The organism is Variovorax sp. 05L425 (assembly GCF_056397705.1).
The window spans coordinates 152,151-166,560 of the sequence record NZ_JBFTNY010000016.1 but is presented as its reverse complement, the minus strand read 5'-3'; the positions used below and the strand labels follow the sequence as shown (position 1 = coordinate 166,560).

Sequence of the window (14,410 nt, the reverse complement as noted above, 5' to 3'; positions counted from 1 at the left end):
TAGGGCCTGTTAACACATGAATSACCCTCGCGTGAGGCCCCAGAGAGGGCCCAATCTAGGCGCCAAGCGGAACTGGGGTGCGACCCCAGTGAGCATTGGCAACGACGAGTGGGCCCTCTCTGGGGCCTCACCCGAAGGGCCGGGGCGGCAAGGGGCGCAGGGCGWCGTTGCGGKCCTTGCCCGGGGGATCACCCCGGGCTGCGGCCCGCGCCTACCCCTGCACCCCTTGCCGCCCCGGCGCGAGGGTGATTCATGTGTTAACAGGCCCTAACCGCCAGGCTTTCGCGCCGCTTCGTCGTCGATGGACTTCTGCACCGCCTTGTAGAAGTCCTCGCGCGCCTCGATCTCGGCGCGGCCCGTGGCCACGGGCCAGTCGCCGTTGGAGGCGATCACCAGCCTGCGCTTCGGGTCGATGAAGATGCCCTGGCCGAAGATGCCGCGCGCCGCGAAGCTGCCGTCGTCGTAGGTCCACCACTGGAAGCCGTAACCGCGGCCCGGCTGCCCGATGTCCGCTTGGCGCGTGGTGGCCTCGGCCAGCCAGCCGTCGGCCACGACAGGCTGCCCGCCGGCACGTGCACCGTCGAGGATGAATTGCCCGAAACGGGCGAAGTCGCGGGTCGCCGCCTGGATGCAGCAACCGCTGATTTCCTGGCCAGTGCTGCTCAGGATCCACGTGGCCTTCTGCTCCATGCCGGCCGGCACCCAGATCTTTTCCGACAGGTAGCTTGCCAGCGGCTTGCCCGTTGCGCGCGTCACCAGTACGCCCACCAGGTTGGTCTCGCCTGTGCTGTAGTTCCAACGGGTCCCGGGCGGCGCTGCCCGCGGCAGCTGGCGAAGGTAGCTCACCAGCGCATCGACGCCTTCTTCGGGCTTGTGGTTGTTGAAGCGCGCCACGTCCGAATTCGGATCGGCATAGTCCTCGTTCCAACGCACGCCGGATGTCATCGTCAGGAGCTGGCGAATGCTGACGACGTCGTAGGCCGAGCCCTTCATCTCCTGGATGTAGTCGCTGACCTTGTCGTCGAGGCTGCGGATATGGCCGTCACGGACGGCGGCGCCGAGCAGCGTGGAGGTGATGGACTTCGCCACGGAGAAACTCGTCCAGCGCCCGTCCCGGTCGAAGCCCAGGCCGTAGCGCTCCAAGCGTAGCTTGCCGTCGTGCAGGATCAGAAGGGCGGCAGTCCTTTGCTTCGCCATGTAGGCGTCGACGTCCACCGGCAGCGCCAGCGGTGGACCCGGCGGCAAGGGCGATGGCGCGGTGCCGGCGGCGACGACGCGCGCCTTGGCCAGCACCGGCAGACGGTCGAGGGCCCGGAACCCTGCATCGCGCTGCGGCTCGCTCCAGAACAGCACGTCGCGATTGGTCGGCAGCGTGGCGAGCAACCCGCGCGTTTCCTTGTCGAGACTGAACCAGCCCGCTGCACCGGCAATGGCGACGACGGCCAGCGCCCCGAGAACGATCCTTCCAGGCTTCATGCTGCAAATTCCTTTGTTGATGTGATGACGTCCTGCGCATTGAACACCCAATCGGGTCGCATCGTGCCGTCATGACCCTGTTGGTATTTGCCCTAGGCAGATGCGCAGACCCGGCGTACGGCCGTCAGCAACTGGCGTACGCTGACCGGTCGCTCTAGAAAATCGGTGGCATCGAGGCGCGCGATGGCCACCGCGGTGCGAAACGCGGTGTGCGGCCCCATGACGATCACCGGGAGGGTATTGCCCGAGTCCCTGAGATCGCGCACCAGTCGCAGCGTGGCCGTCTCGTCCTCGTCGCCCGAGAGGATCAGGCAATAACCGGGTCCGCGCGGCATTCTGGCGAGAAGGTCGAAGCCGCCCTCGAGAAATACCAGTTCCACGCTGCGCCCGAGCGCCGATTCGATCCATGCGCGATCGCGCGGGTCAACGACGACGACATACACGACGGTAGGCATGTTTTGACGAGGCGGCTTTCGAGTCGACACCGCATGCCGCCGGCAATGTTCTGCAGATGGCATTCCTTTCGCGGGCGCAAGAACGGCCGGCCCCGCGAGCCGATGATGAGCGCGCACATGTAACCCGTCCATCCCGGTCGCCACGCAACGCCACGTAGGTGGCGCCCGGCTGGGCCGTGCCTGCTTGATTGGGCGAGGCGTTATCAGCCAATCGTCAGTTCATCGACGAGCTCGGACACGCGCGTAGCTTGAAGTGCGGCTATGCTAGGCGCACGAACAATACGAAGCATCTCGAACATGGGACCTGGCCACATGGTTGTCCGCGGCCGCCGCGGAGAAGTCTTTTGAATATCGAGGAAAAACTGGAAGAGCTTTCGGCGCTCGTCGCGGTGGCGATGAATGTTGCGCCTGAGCAATTCCCGTCATGGAGTGACGGCAGCGTGGCGCACATGGCCGCGACGGGTGAACTCTGGTCCGAAATCCGGCCCCATCTCGCGGGGGACGCCGCGAGGAGCCTGGATGGAAAAATCCAGGAATTGCTCGCGGCTTTCAAGGTGGGCGAGACCGAAAAGGGCAGGCGTATCGCTGAATCGCTCTACGCCGATCTGGCCAAGCTTCGCTGACGCAATCACAGTCCAGGACTGCTTTGCATGATTCCGCCGTCGGCGAAGATCGTCGTGGCCGTGAGGTAGCTCGCACCGTCGCTCGCGAGGAAGGCCACCACGCTCGCAATCTCCTCCGGGCGGGCCATGCGGCCCAGCGGAATGGCCGCGTCGAGTTTCGCCAGCAACACCTGATTGTTCATGGTGGATTGATTGATCGGCGTCGCCACCGCGCCAGGGCCGACGCCGACGACGAGGATGTTGTGCGGCGCCAGCTCGACGCCCGCCGTGCGCGTGAGCATGCGCATTCCACCCTTCGACAGGCAGTAGGCGGCGTTGCCCGGCATCGGCCAGTCTTCGTGCACGGAGCTGACGTTGATGATGCGTCCGCCGCCGCCTTGCTTGACCATCTGCCGCGCTGCGATCTGGGTGCCGAAGAACGCGCTCTTGAGATTGATGGCGAGCACCTTGTCGTAGTCCGCCTCGGACGTGTCGAGCACGGATGTGCGCGTCTCCACCCCGGCGTTGTTGACCATGACGTCGATGCGGCCGAACGCCTCGACGGCGGTGGTAACCAGCCTTTGCAAGTCGGCGACCTTGCTCACGTCAGCTTGTACCCCGATCGCCTGGTCGCCGAGCGCGCGGACTTGCTGCTCGGTCGCCTCGGTCGCTTCGGGATGCACGACGTAGTCGATGACGATGTTGGCCCCTTGTCTGGCGAGCTCCAGCACGATGGCGAGGCCGATGCCGCTGTTGCCGCCGGTGACGATGGCGACTTTGCCCTTCAGGTTCATGATTCGCCCCCTTGATGGGTGAAGTGTCCGAGCACGCTCGATTCTTGATCCGTCAGCGTGCAGGGCAAATCCCGGGTGCTACCTATTCCCACGTACGTGGAACGCCATGGCTTGGCTCAACGATGCGAATCGATGAATCGCTCGATGCGCCGCGCCGTGGCAACCGGTTGCGTCAGCACGAACAGGTGGCCGCAATCGATCGTTTCCAGCGTCGCGTCGCGGAGGCTGCTCGCGATGATGCGCCCGTTGACGGGCGGCACGATGGGATCGTCGGCGCCCATCAGCACCAGCGCGGGCGCCTTGACGCGGTGAAGCCGATGCCAGCTGGTCCAACCCAGCGTCGCGATCAACTGGTAGAGGTAGCCCAGTCGGCTCGGTTCGCGCATTGCCTGCGCGTGCATTTGCAGCAGGTCGCGCTCGAAGCGCAGCGCACCTCCATAGAGTTCGCCGCCGATGCGCACGAGGTATGACGGGTCGAGATAGCGCCGTGGGCTCAGCATCTTCAGCAGCACGCCGGGCCGTCCCGGCACCATGACGAACCCGGCACAGGTGGCTGCCAGCGTGAGCGTGCGGCAGCGCGCCGCATGGCGTATCGCGAACTCCTGCGCCGCCGCGCCGCCCCAGGAGACGCCGAAGATGTCTGCCTGGTCGATGCCGAGCGCATCGAGCAGCCGGGCCGCAAGATCCGCGACGCCGGGCAGGCGATAGGGCAGCCACGGCACCGGCGATTCGCCGACGCCCGGGACGTCGAAGGCAACGACGCGCATGCGCTCGAAGCACTCGATGAAGGGCGCCATGGTCTCGATGCTTGCACCGATGCCGTTGAACAGCAGCAGCGTGCGGGTTGCCTTCGGCGCTCCGCCGATGGCAATCCGCACGCGCTGGCCGTCGAGGTCGATGAATTGGGTGGTCAGGAGATGCTTGGGCGCCATCAGTTGCCGCTGCCCACGTAGGTGCCGGGTGCGGCGCACAGCGGGGGATGGGCACGCGATCCTTCCTGGCGTGGAGCGCGTCGTTTCGGATCAGAACGTTTGGCAAGCCACGCGGCCAGGTGGGGCCACCAGCTGCCTTCGTGGCGGATGCTGCCGGCTTCGAATTCCTCCGGCGTCTCGTGGCTTCCGGGATGCGTGAGGAAGGCGCTCTTGCGACTGCCTCCGGGCGGATTGACGATCGACTGCACGTGGCCGCTGGAGCTCAGGACGAACTCGCTGTGGCCGCCGAGCAGGCGACGCGTCTGGTAGCAGCCGTCCCATGGCGTGATGTGGTCGGTCGTGCCCGCGAGGATGTAGCTGTCGCATTTGACGTCGCCGAGCGAAAGCGGCGTTTCGCCGATCGACAGTCCGCCGGGTTTGGCCAGCGCGTTGGATTCCAGCAGCGCGATGAAGTCGGCGTGCAGCCGGGCAGGCAGGCGCGTGGTGTCCGCGTTCCAGTAGAGGATGTCGAACGCCGAGGGCTTCCGGCCCATCAGGTAGTTGTTGACCCAGTAGTTCCAGATGAGCTCGTTCGGCCGCAGGGAGGCGAAGATCTTCGCCAGGTCCTTGCCTTCGAGAACGCCTTTCGCGCCGCTGAGCGTGCGTGCCAGGTCGAGCGTCTCCAGGTGCGCGAACAGGCCCATCGAGCTGTCGGCAATGCCATCGATGTCCAGGATGGAGACCAGCAAGGTCAGGCTGCGGGCCCAGTCGCTGCCCTTGGCCGCGAGATGGCCCAGCAGCGCCGCCGAGGTGATGCCACCCGAGCAGGCGCCGAGCACATGCAGCTGCTCGGAACGCGAGATGCTGCGCGCGACGTCCATCGCCCGCTCCAGCGCCATCACGTAGGTTTCCAGGCCCCAGTCCGACTGGCCGGCCTCGGGGTTGAACCAACTCACCACATTGACGGTGAAGCCTTGCTGCACGAGGAACTCGATCAGGCTGCGGCCCGGCGCGAGATCCCACACGTAGTACTTGTTGATCTGCGGCGGGACGATGAAGAGCGGCGTGCCGTGTACGGTATCGGTCTGCGCCCTGTACTGGATGAGCTCCAGCAGGTCGTCGCGGTGTACCACCGACCCCGGCGTCGCGGCGAGGTTCTCGCCGACGACGAAGCCGGAGCCATCCACCGACGAGGGCAGGCCGCCGTTGTCGCGCCAGTCGGCGGCCATCTGGCGGATACCGTCGGCGAGGTTGAGTCCGCCCGTCTCGATGGTGCGCTTGAGCGCCGCCGGATTGCCGACCAGCGTGTTGGTGGGCGCGAGCGCGTCGGTCACCATCCCGAGCATCATCTTTGCCCTGGCCTCGTCGCGTGGCTGGAGGTCCAGTTCGCCGGCAATGCGATGGATCTCCCGGACCACGGCGAGGTGGGTCTGCATCAGGCGGTGGTACATGCCGTTGTCCTGCCAGGCCGGGTCGTCGAAACGGCGGTCGTTCGGCGATGGACTGATCGTGGATTGACCGGTCGTGACCTTGATCAACTCGGCCGTGGCGCGGCGCAGGCCCTCCATCGACTTGAACGGCTGCATCAGCGCGCCCATGGAAAGCGCGCCGAGCGAATCGGTCAGGCGCGAGGTGCTTGCCGGCTTTTCTGCTTCGATCATGCCGTCACCATCGCGAGCGAGTCGGCCACCATCAAGGGTCGCGAGGGATCGACGAGGCTGTGCGCCGCGTTCTTGCACCGGACCAGGAAGCCGCCGGTCTTCGTCGTCACTTCGGTCAATTCCACGCGCAATTGCACGAGGGTGCCCGAAGGCACCGGCGCGAGAAAACGCACCCGGTCGAATCCGTAGTTCAGGACGTTGACGGCATCGCTCGGATAGACGCCGAGTTCGAAGTGCGCTGCCGGAATCAGCGACAGCACGAGCAGTCCGTGCGCGATCGTGCCCAGAAACGGTCCTTCCGAGCGTGCGCGATCCACGTCCACATGGATCCACTGCGTGTCTCCGGTGCATTGCGCAAAGCGATCGATGCGCGTCTGGTCGAGCAGGATGGCGGTGGACGTCCCGAAGTCACGGCCGACGTGGTCCGGAAGGGCCGATGTGGAATAGGTTTCTTGTTGAGCCATGAGACTTTCGGGAGATTCGGATCAGGCAGCCACTGCAGGCTCGGCCGCGGGTGCATCGACCAACATGGCGGCAGGCGCGCGCGGGCGCAGCAGGAAGTGCGACAGGGCGGGGATCAACAGCACGGCGCCGACCATGTTCCAGATGAACATGAAAGCCAGCAGGATGCCCATGTCGGCCTGGAACTTGATGGGCGAGAGCGCCCAGGTCAGCACGCCCGCAGCCAGTGTCACGCCGACGAGTACGACCACCTTGCCGGTGAATTGCAATGCGTCGCGGTAAGCCTGCGCGAGCGATGCGCCGGCACGTTGACGCGCGAGTTGCACACTCAGCAGGTACAACGCGTAGTCCACGCCGATGCCGACGCCGAGCGCGATCACCGGCAGCGTGGCCACCTTGACGCCGATGCCGAGGCAGACCATCAGGGCTTCGCACAGGACCGACGTGATGACAAGCGGCACCACGGCCACCACCACGGCACGCCAGCTGCGGAAGGTGATGAAGCACAGCACGATCACGGCGGCGTAGACCAGCATCAGCATCTGGGTCCAGGCCTTGTGGACCACGATGTTGGTGGCCGACTCGATGCCGGCGCCGCCGGCGGCGAGCAGGAACTTGCGGTCGCCGTTGCTGTGCGCATCGGCGAAAGCGGCACCGGCTTGCACGACGCGGTCGAGCGTCTCGGCGCGATGGTCGGCCAGGTAGGCGATCACCGGCATCACCGAGCACTCGGTGTTGAACAGCTCAGGGTTGTTCACGCTGGCCTGCTGCGCGCCGTAGTTCAGCACGTCCTGGTTGCGCGCGATGGTCAGCCACTTGGGGCTGCCTTCGTTGCTGCCGGCGGTGATCTGGCGCACGGCATTCGCCAGCGAATTCGTCGTCTGCACGCCAGGCACCTGCTGGAGCGTCCAGGCCAGGCGGTCGGCTTCGACGAGCGTCTCGTACTTCAGGCAGCCTTCCTTGGCGGTCTTGACGATCACCGCGAAGGTGTCGCTCGACAGCGAGTAGTTGGCTGTGATGAAGGCGTTGTCGCGGTTGTAGCGCGAGTCCGGCCGCAATTCCGGCGCGCCGGGGTCGAGGTCGCCGATCTTGAGATGGGTGCTGACCGCAAAGCCGACCGCCACCAGCACTGCGGCCGAGGCGACGGTACCGATGGCCCAGCGACGCTCGGTGAAGCGTTCGAGCCAGGTGTAGACGCGATTGAAGCCGCGTGCTTCGCTGCCGCTTTCCGCACGCAGGCTGCGTTGTGCGGCCTTGGCGCTCACGCCGATGTACGAAAGCAGCACCGGCAGCAGGATCAGGTTGGTGACGATCAGCACCGCCACGCCGATGCTCGCTGTGAGCGCGAGGTCCTTGATGACCGGGATGTCGATCATCATCAGCACGGCGAATCCCACCGCGTCGGCGACCAGCGCGGTCAGTCCGGCGAGGAACAGGCGGCGGAAGGTGAATCGTGCAGCGACCAGGCGGTGCGCGCCGCGGCCGATGTCCTGCATGATCCCGTTCATCTTCTGCGCACCGTGCGACACGCCGATCGCGAAGACGAGGAAGGGCACGAGGATGGAGTAGGGGTCCAGTTCGAAGCCGAGACCGGCCACCAGCCCCAGCTGCCAGACCACGGCCACCAGCGAGCACGCGACCACCAGCGCGGTGCTTCGAACACATCGCGTGTAGAAATAGATGATGAGCGTCGCCACCAGCGCGGCGAGGCCGAAGTACAGCGCCACCTGGTAGAGGCCTTCGATCAGGTCTCCGACCAGCTTCGCGAAGCCGATGCTGTGCACGCGGATGCCGGTGGGGTTGCCTTGCGCGTCGGTCTCGTAGCGCGCGCGCATCTGATCGAGCGCCTGCGACAGGCCGCGGTAGTCGAGGCGCTTGCCCTGCGTGGCGTCCGAGTCGAGCAGCGGCACGACGATCATGCTCGACTTGAAGTCATTGCCGACGAGGTTGCCCACCAGTCCGGCGCGCGCGATGTTGCCGCGCAGCCGCTCGGTGGAGGCCTGCGAGCCGTCGTAGTTGTCAGGCATCACCGGGCCGCCCTGGAAGCCTTCCTCGGTCACTTCCGTCCATCGCACGGCGGGTGCCCAGAGGGACTTCATCCACGCGCGATCGACACCGGGCGTGAGAAAGAGTTCGTCCTGGATCTTCTTCAGCGCGGCGAGGTAAGCGGGGTCGTAGATGTCGCCTTTGGTGTTCTCCACGACGATGCGCAGGGAGTTGCCCAGCCCGCGCAGTTCCGTGCGGTTCTCCAGGTAGTTCTGGATGTAGGGGTGGCCCTGCGGAAGCATCTTCTCGAAGCTGGCATTCAGCGTCAGCCGCGTCATGGCCATGAAGCCCAGCAGCAGCGTGATGAGGCCGCAGAAGACCATCACCGCGAACCTGTGATTGAAGATCAACCGCTCCAGGCGCGAGCCTGAGCGGGTGTCGAATTGCTCGAGCGAACTCGGCGCGGACGTGTCCGCGGATGTGGGGGTGTGCATGTGCGAGATCCGTCTGCCCGATCAGGGCAGTTGAAGCGATTGGGCGCCGCGCGGCCCTGCGATGACGAGCGCGCCCTTGGCGGGTGTCGCCACTGCCGCGGCGGGTACGGTGCGCTCGACGGAGGCGGCCTTGAAACTTGCGCCGTCGTCGGTGCTGGTCAGGACGTGGCCGGCCTGGCTGACGAGGACGATGCGTCCGTCGTCCTGCCGCATGCCGGCGGTCATGCCGACCTGCAGGCCCGTCGGCGTCTGCTGCCAGTTGCGTCCGCCGTCGGTGCTGCGCATCACCGTGCCGCGCAGGCCGTAGGCGATGAGCGAACGGGCATTGCCCGTGATGCCGAAAAGGGTGCCCTTGTAGGGCAGTTCGAGTGCGCGGAAACGTGTGTCGCCGTGCTCCAGCTTGAGCAGCAATCCCTGCTCGCCGGCAATGTAGGTGTCGGCGCCGATGCCACGCACCGCATAGAGGTGCAGGCCCTTCGGGTTGTCGACGGCGTGCAGCCAAGGCTCCCAGGTCGCGCCACCGTCCCTGGTGTGCAGGACGAGGCCGAATGCACCGACGACGAAGCCTTCGGATGCATCGCGGAACCACACGTCGAGGAAGGGGTTCTCCGCCCCTTGCGCCTCGAAGCGCCGGGCTTCGTCTACCAGCAGCCCGGCGCGCTTCGGATCATCGACCGCCAAGGCGGCGGCTTCGCGCTGGTAGTGGCGGACCATGATGTCGCCAACGCGCCGGCCGTCGAGCTGGGTGGTCCAGCTCAGGCCTGCATCGTTGGAGCGCAGCACGACGCCGTCGTGCCCCACGGCCCATCCGTTTGTCGCGGTCGGAAAGGTGACGGCCACCAGGTCCGAGCTGACAGGCACTTCGGCCTGCCGCCAGTTCTTGCCGGCATCGTCGGAATAGACGATGTGTCCGCGCTGGCCCACGGCCACGACGCGGTTGCCGGCACTGGCCAGCCCATTGAGCAACGTGCGCGAAGCGAGCGGGCTCTTCATGGCCGGCGTGTCCAGCACGTCACGCCATCCGGCGGGCTGTACCGCCCACGCCGAGGTGGCGGCCAGCGTCGCGGCGAGTGCCAGGCCGCCGAGGGTGAATCGCTTCGCGTTCATCGATGGGCCTCGTTCAGCGAACGCCCGCGCCGGCGAGCGAGTCGGCGGTCCACTCGCGGTCGGACAGCGCCTTGGTCTGGCGCAGGCCGCCGGTTTCCGCGATGTAGCCGGTCAGCGAATAGACCCGCGCGGCGAAGTCGTAGTGGCCGAACATGTCGGTGTACGGGGCCGGGAGGTCGTAGCTGGGCGTCATGTAGGCAAAGCCCGAGCGGTAGAGCTGGCCACGTGCGTCATAGTTGTCCGAGGCCAGGGCCGCCCACGAGTCCTCGTCGAGGTAGAAGGTGCGCTTGCTGTAGACGTGGCGCTTGCCCTCGCGCAGCGTGGCTTCCACGGCCCACACGCGATGGAGTTCCCAGCGAACCAGGTCCGGGTTCAGGTGGTTGGGCTTGAGCAGGTCGTCCTGCTTCGACTGGTATACCGCGGCGTAGTCGTTGTAGGGCAGGTACATCTCCTTCTTGCCGAGCAGCTTGAAGTCGAAGCGGTCCATGGAGCCGTTGAAGATGAAGGTGTCGTCGAAGGTCGTGGCGCCTGCGGTGCCCGGGTTGGGCGTGTCGAAGGACAGGTCCGGAGCCACCTTGACGCGGCGCTGGCCGGGCAGGTACATCCAGGCGCGGCGATCCTTGTTGCCGATGTCGAGCGGGTCGACGATCAGCAGGGCCTCGCCGGCGCGGCGTGCCGGTCCGGTGTAGGTCAGCTTGATGCGCCAGTAGGTATCCGCCGTGGCCTTGCTCGGGTCCCAGAACGGGAAGTCCTGCACGCTGACGCCTTCGGTGGCCAGGGCCGAGTGGCCGCTGGCATCGACGTTCAGGTTGCGGTACTTGGCTTCATAGCTCTGGCCGTTGAAGCGCACCAGGTGGTTCCACATGGCTTCGTAGCCATTCTTCGGAATGGGGAACGGGAAGCCGGCGTGAGCGCCTTCGATCGAACGGCCGTCGTTGGTGGTCTTGGCCTGGGTCGCGTTGGTCGCCGTGTTGTCGGTGACGAACTTCGGGAAGGCGACGGTGCGATGCGTCGGGTAGACATCCACGCGGAAGCTCGGATACGTCTTCAGCAGCGTCTTGGTGCCGTCGGTCAGGTGATCGGCGTACTGGGCCATGTTCTTGGCGTCGATCACGAGGCGCGGCTTCTCACCGGCGAAGGGGTCCGGGCGGATGCCGTCGCCTGCCTTGAAGCCTGCGGGAGCCGTCTTCAGGCCGCCTTCATAGGCCGGAATGGTGCCGTCCTTGTTGCCGGCCTTTTCCGCGCCGACGGGCGTCAGGGTCGTGCCGAGGGCCTTGGCCTCGTCGGCGGTGATGGCCGCCTGGGCGGCCAGGCTTGCCGTTGCGGCGACGACGCCTGCAATCAGCGAGTAGGTGAATTTCATGGTGGAGTCCTTAGAAGGTGGTCTTGAAGGTCAGGCTCACGAAAGCGCGGTCGTCGAGCAGCGTCGTGAAGCCGTTCTGGCTGGTCACGGCGTAGCCGTTGTCGCGGTAGCGGCCGACATAGTTGATGTATTTCAGATCGAAGCGGTATTTCTGCCGGACGTCGAAGCCGACGCCGACGCTGTAGTTGCCGTTGGCCTGATTGCCGCCGAACACGGTTGGCGCGTTGCCGTAGAGTCCCACGGCGTATGTGAGGGGTGCCGACACGTCGACGCCCGGCCACACCTGGAACCAGGTGGGCGTGAAGTTGAGACCGGCGCCGAAGTAGTTCTTCGTCGTGCAACCGTCCCATTTGTCCTTGCCGGCACAGGCCGCGAAGCCCTCGGCGAAGAAGAGGTTCTTGCCGCTGGTGACCTTCGACCAGGTGGCCCAGGTGAGTTCTGCGCCGTAGGTTGCCGTGTCGAACACGGCAGTCTTCGGGATCACGCCCACGGCGTTGATCAGGCCGTGGAAGGTGTCTCCGCGCGGTCCGTTGGTGTCGCCAGACGCAGGCAAGCCGGGTGAAATGCCAAGCACCGTGCTGTTCAGCGGCGTGTTGTGGCGATACGAGAGCTCGGAGCCGAAGCTGATGCCGCCGATGTTCTTCGCCAGGCTCACACCGAGCAGGTCGATGTTGTCGGCGTAGATCAGGTTGTAGCGGGTGATGTTCGGACCGACTCGCGTGATGAAGGTCTGCGGCAGCTTGTCAGCGAAGTTGCGCCAGTAGAAGCCCATCGTGCCGTCGAGCCACTCGGGGCTCCAGCGCGTCGACAGGCCGCCCTCGCCGTGATTCGGCGGTTTGACCGCGCCGCCGTTCTGGGCAAAGCCGAGCGCAGGCGAGATGAACTGGCGGTCCGGTCCGTTGAATGCGAAGTCCACCGGACCGAGGTACGTGCCGCCCTCAGGGTAGCGGAACGCTTCCCACTGGAGCATGTACTGCGCCGCCACCGACACGGTGTCGGTCACCTGGGCTTGCATCGAGATCTGGTTGAGCGGCCGGAACAGCTCCTTGGCTTCCACGCCGGGCGTCGCGAATCCCTTTTGCAGGTCGAGCGGATTCTGCGAATAAGCGATGCCGTTCAGGTTGCCGTTGACGAAGAGCGACTCGCCCCAGTAGAGCGAATGGCGCCCGAACTTCATGTTGACCGGCACGTTGCCGATATCGACGCCACCGAACAGGAAGGCATCGAGCCACTCGCCCGAAGGTCCGGCGTAGTAGCGCTGGGTGTAGTCGCTGTACTGGTGATTGACGTAGCTGGGGATATTGACCAGCGGCGGGTATGGGTTGGATTGGCTGGTGCTGCCGTAGGCGTTGTCGTACCACCCTGCGGCGCTCACACGTGCGCCAAAGCGCTTCTGGTAGGTGAGGTCGAACTCCGACAGGACGTCGAGGCGGTTCGCCACCGTGTCACCGCTGTTGAAGCTGTAGGTGCCCTCGTCCGAGACCGCCGAATTGCCGATCTTCGGGTCGCGGTTGGCCACGCGATTCGCGTAGTTGTACCGGAGGGTGTTGTCCCAGCGGATCGAGAGGTCCTCTTTCCCGGTGTCGAATTCGAATGCATGCGCGCCGCCCGAAGACAGCGTCACGAGCAGGGTGGCAGCGGCGACGGCCGCGAGGCGAAAGGACGAGCGGGTTTCGGTGGATCCCGTCTTTTGGTGGGAGTGGTGCACGTGTTTCCAGTTTCTTCGTTTGTGAGTGGGTGGTCTCACCTGCCTATGAGCAAGGACCGGGCGGAATTCTGGGATTCGCGCACCCTCGACTCCCCCTCCTTGGTGGAGGGGGCAGGGGGGTAGGGAAAGTCTGGATCGGGGCGCCCACGGACGGCCCCGACGGGGGCGCGCTCAGCCGCCGAGCGCCATGATCGCGGCCACCAGCGCAGTGCCGAGCCCGACCATCATCAGGCCGACCTTCCAGCTGCCATACCCTGCGTAGCGGCCCAGGGCGAGGCCTCCGACGAACAGCATCGCCAGCGCGACGATGCGGGACACGGTCATGGCGGTCCGGACATCCTGGATCAGCGCAAAAGGCAGCACCACCGGAAATGTCGCCGTCACCACGATCAGGAAGATCGCCGCGGCGGCGAGCACGTCGCGCCACAGCAGGGTGGGGCGCGACGGGATGGAGGGCAGGGCGACGATTCGGCCGCGAATGGCTTCGAGTTCCGCCGTCATGACGAACTTCGCTCCGACCCGCGACAAGGAGCCGGCAACAAGCTGGCGACCGGTCTGCGCATCCGCCGCTTCGCGAACCGAGCGAACGAGCGTGATCCATCGCCCGCGATCGGTGACTGTGCGGACGAGGTACATGACGGCGTCGACCAGGCCCCAGGCCAGGTTGCAGCCCAATGCGGCGATGAACATCTGCCGGAGATCCTCGCGCCCCGAGTCGGCCACCGACACGGCTCCGGCAAATGTGAGCGCCATGAACAGGCCGAAGAGCATCTCCGAGACCCGGTCCACCGGGCTGAGAACCGGTTCTCGCGCCGTTTCCCCGTCGGCGTCGCTTTCAGTCATGTGTTGACAGACCCTAGTCCGGCGCGGCTGCATCGCCTTCATCGCTCGTCTCCTGGACGAGCAACACCGGAACCGGGGCGACACGCATGACCTGTTCCGCGTCGCTGCCCCAGAGAATCCGCTCGATGCCTCGGCGTCCGTGTGTCCCGATCACGATGAGGTCGGCGTTCCAGGCCTTGGCCTCCTGCGCGATCATGTCCGACAAATCCTCGGACAACGAGGAAAGAAGCGTCGTTTCCACGTGGCAGCCTTCGCGCTCCGCGCGCTCGCGACCCTGCTGCAAGAGGCGCTCGCCCGCTTCCTTGATGACGGGCAACTGCTGCTTGAACGAGGCATGGCTCGCAAAGCCGACCGTGCTCCTGAACCGGTTGACGACATGCACGAGCCGCAGCGTCGCCCCCTTGGACAGGGCCATGCGGACGGCTTCGTCCAATCCTTGCGTGGACGCCTCGCTGCCGTCCAGGGGGACAAGAATTCGTCGGTACATGGCGATCCCTTCCATTGAACGCGATCCACGGCTTCCGCAGTGTCGGCGTGGTGCAGGCTGC

The 14,410-nt window shown here is 65.8% G+C and carries 13 protein-coding genes; 1 reads left to right on the top strand and 12 read right to left on the bottom strand.

Annotation, left to right across the window (positions count from 1 at the left end; all coding sequences use genetic code 11):
• Positions 1 to 267 precede the first annotated feature (267 nt).
• Together AC1DN9_RS19550 and AC1DN9_RS19545 are read right to left on the bottom strand one after the other, a co-directional pair.
• On the bottom strand, positions 268 to 1,476 hold the full coding sequence (locus tag AC1DN9_RS19550) for a serine hydrolase domain-containing protein (RefSeq protein ID WP_478103034.1): 1,209 nt from the start codon (positions 1,474 to 1,476) through the stop codon (positions 268 to 270).
• A gap of 92 nt (positions 1,477 to 1,568) precedes the next feature.
• On the bottom strand, positions 1,569 to 1,931 hold the full coding sequence (locus AC1DN9_RS19545) for a hypothetical protein (protein ID WP_478103032.1): 363 nt from the start codon (positions 1,929 to 1,931) through the stop codon (positions 1,569 to 1,571).
• 344 nt (positions 1,932 to 2,275) lie between these two features.
• On the opposite strand from AC1DN9_RS19545, the gene AC1DN9_RS19540 reads away from it, so the two are divergent.
• Positions 2,276 to 2,554, top strand: a complete 279-nt coding sequence (locus AC1DN9_RS19540) for a hypothetical protein (protein WP_478103031.1) — start codon at positions 2,276 to 2,278, stop codon at positions 2,552 to 2,554.
• Positions 2,555 to 2,559: 5 nt separating this feature from the next.
• On the opposite strand, the gene AC1DN9_RS19535 is transcribed toward AC1DN9_RS19540, so the two are convergent.
• The 10 genes from AC1DN9_RS19535 to AC1DN9_RS19490 form a co-directional block, all read right to left on the bottom strand.
• The gene (locus AC1DN9_RS19535) at positions 2,560 to 3,327 is read right to left on the bottom strand and encodes an SDR family NAD(P)-dependent oxidoreductase (protein WP_478103030.1); all 768 of its coding nucleotides are present in this window, start codon (positions 3,325 to 3,327) and stop codon (positions 2,560 to 2,562) included.
• A gap of 116 nt (positions 3,328 to 3,443) precedes the next feature.
• The gene (gene phaZ / locus AC1DN9_RS19530; RefSeq protein ID WP_478103028.1) at positions 3,444 to 4,259 is read right to left on the bottom strand and encodes a poly(3-hydroxyalkanoate) depolymerase; all 816 of its coding nucleotides are present in this window, start codon (positions 4,257 to 4,259) and stop codon (positions 3,444 to 3,446) included.
• Positions 4,259 to 5,899 (bottom strand): alpha/beta fold hydrolase, encoded by a 1,641-nt coding sequence (locus tag AC1DN9_RS19525; RefSeq protein ID WP_478103027.1) that lies wholly within the window; start codon positions 5,897 to 5,899, stop codon positions 4,259 to 4,261. Before AC1DN9_RS19525 ends, phaZ begins: the two co-directional genes overlap by 1 nt.
• Complete coding sequence (locus AC1DN9_RS19520) at positions 5,896 to 6,363, bottom strand: MaoC family dehydratase (protein WP_478103026.1); 468 nt, start codon at positions 6,361 to 6,363, stop codon at positions 5,896 to 5,898. The genes AC1DN9_RS19525 and AC1DN9_RS19520 overlap by 4 nt, the downstream gene beginning before the upstream one ends.
• Before the next feature lie 21 nt (positions 6,364 to 6,384).
• Positions 6,385 to 8,841 carry an efflux RND transporter permease subunit gene (locus AC1DN9_RS19515; protein WP_478103024.1) on the bottom strand — a complete coding sequence of 819 codons (2,457 nt, stop codon included), beginning with the start codon at positions 8,839 to 8,841 and terminating at the stop codon, positions 6,385 to 6,387.
• Positions 8,842 to 8,862: 21 nt separating this feature from the next.
• Entirely contained in the window at positions 8,863 to 9,948 is a 1,086-nt protein-coding gene (locus AC1DN9_RS19510) for a WD40/YVTN/BNR-like repeat-containing protein (protein WP_478103023.1), read from the bottom strand.
• Positions 9,949 to 9,961: 13 nt separating this feature from the next.
• Positions 9,962 to 11,311, bottom strand: coding sequence for a DUF1329 domain-containing protein (locus AC1DN9_RS19505; protein ID WP_478103021.1), 1,350 nt, complete (start codon positions 11,309 to 11,311; stop codon positions 9,962 to 9,964).
• Positions 11,312 to 11,321: 10 nt separating this feature from the next.
• Positions 11,322 to 13,019 carry a DUF1302 domain-containing protein gene (locus tag AC1DN9_RS19500; RefSeq protein ID WP_478103020.1) on the bottom strand — a complete coding sequence of 566 codons (1,698 nt, stop codon included), beginning with the start codon at positions 13,017 to 13,019 and terminating at the stop codon, positions 11,322 to 11,324.
• A 171-nt stretch (positions 13,020 to 13,190) separates the two neighbouring features.
• Entirely contained in the window at positions 13,191 to 13,904 is a 714-nt protein-coding gene (locus AC1DN9_RS19495; RefSeq protein WP_478103019.1) for a hypothetical protein, read from the bottom strand.
• Complete coding sequence (locus AC1DN9_RS19490) at positions 13,876 to 14,349, bottom strand: universal stress protein (RefSeq protein ID WP_478103017.1); 474 nt, start codon at positions 14,347 to 14,349, stop codon at positions 13,876 to 13,878. Before AC1DN9_RS19490 ends, AC1DN9_RS19495 begins: the two co-directional genes overlap by 29 nt.
• Positions 14,350 to 14,410 lie beyond the last annotated feature (61 nt).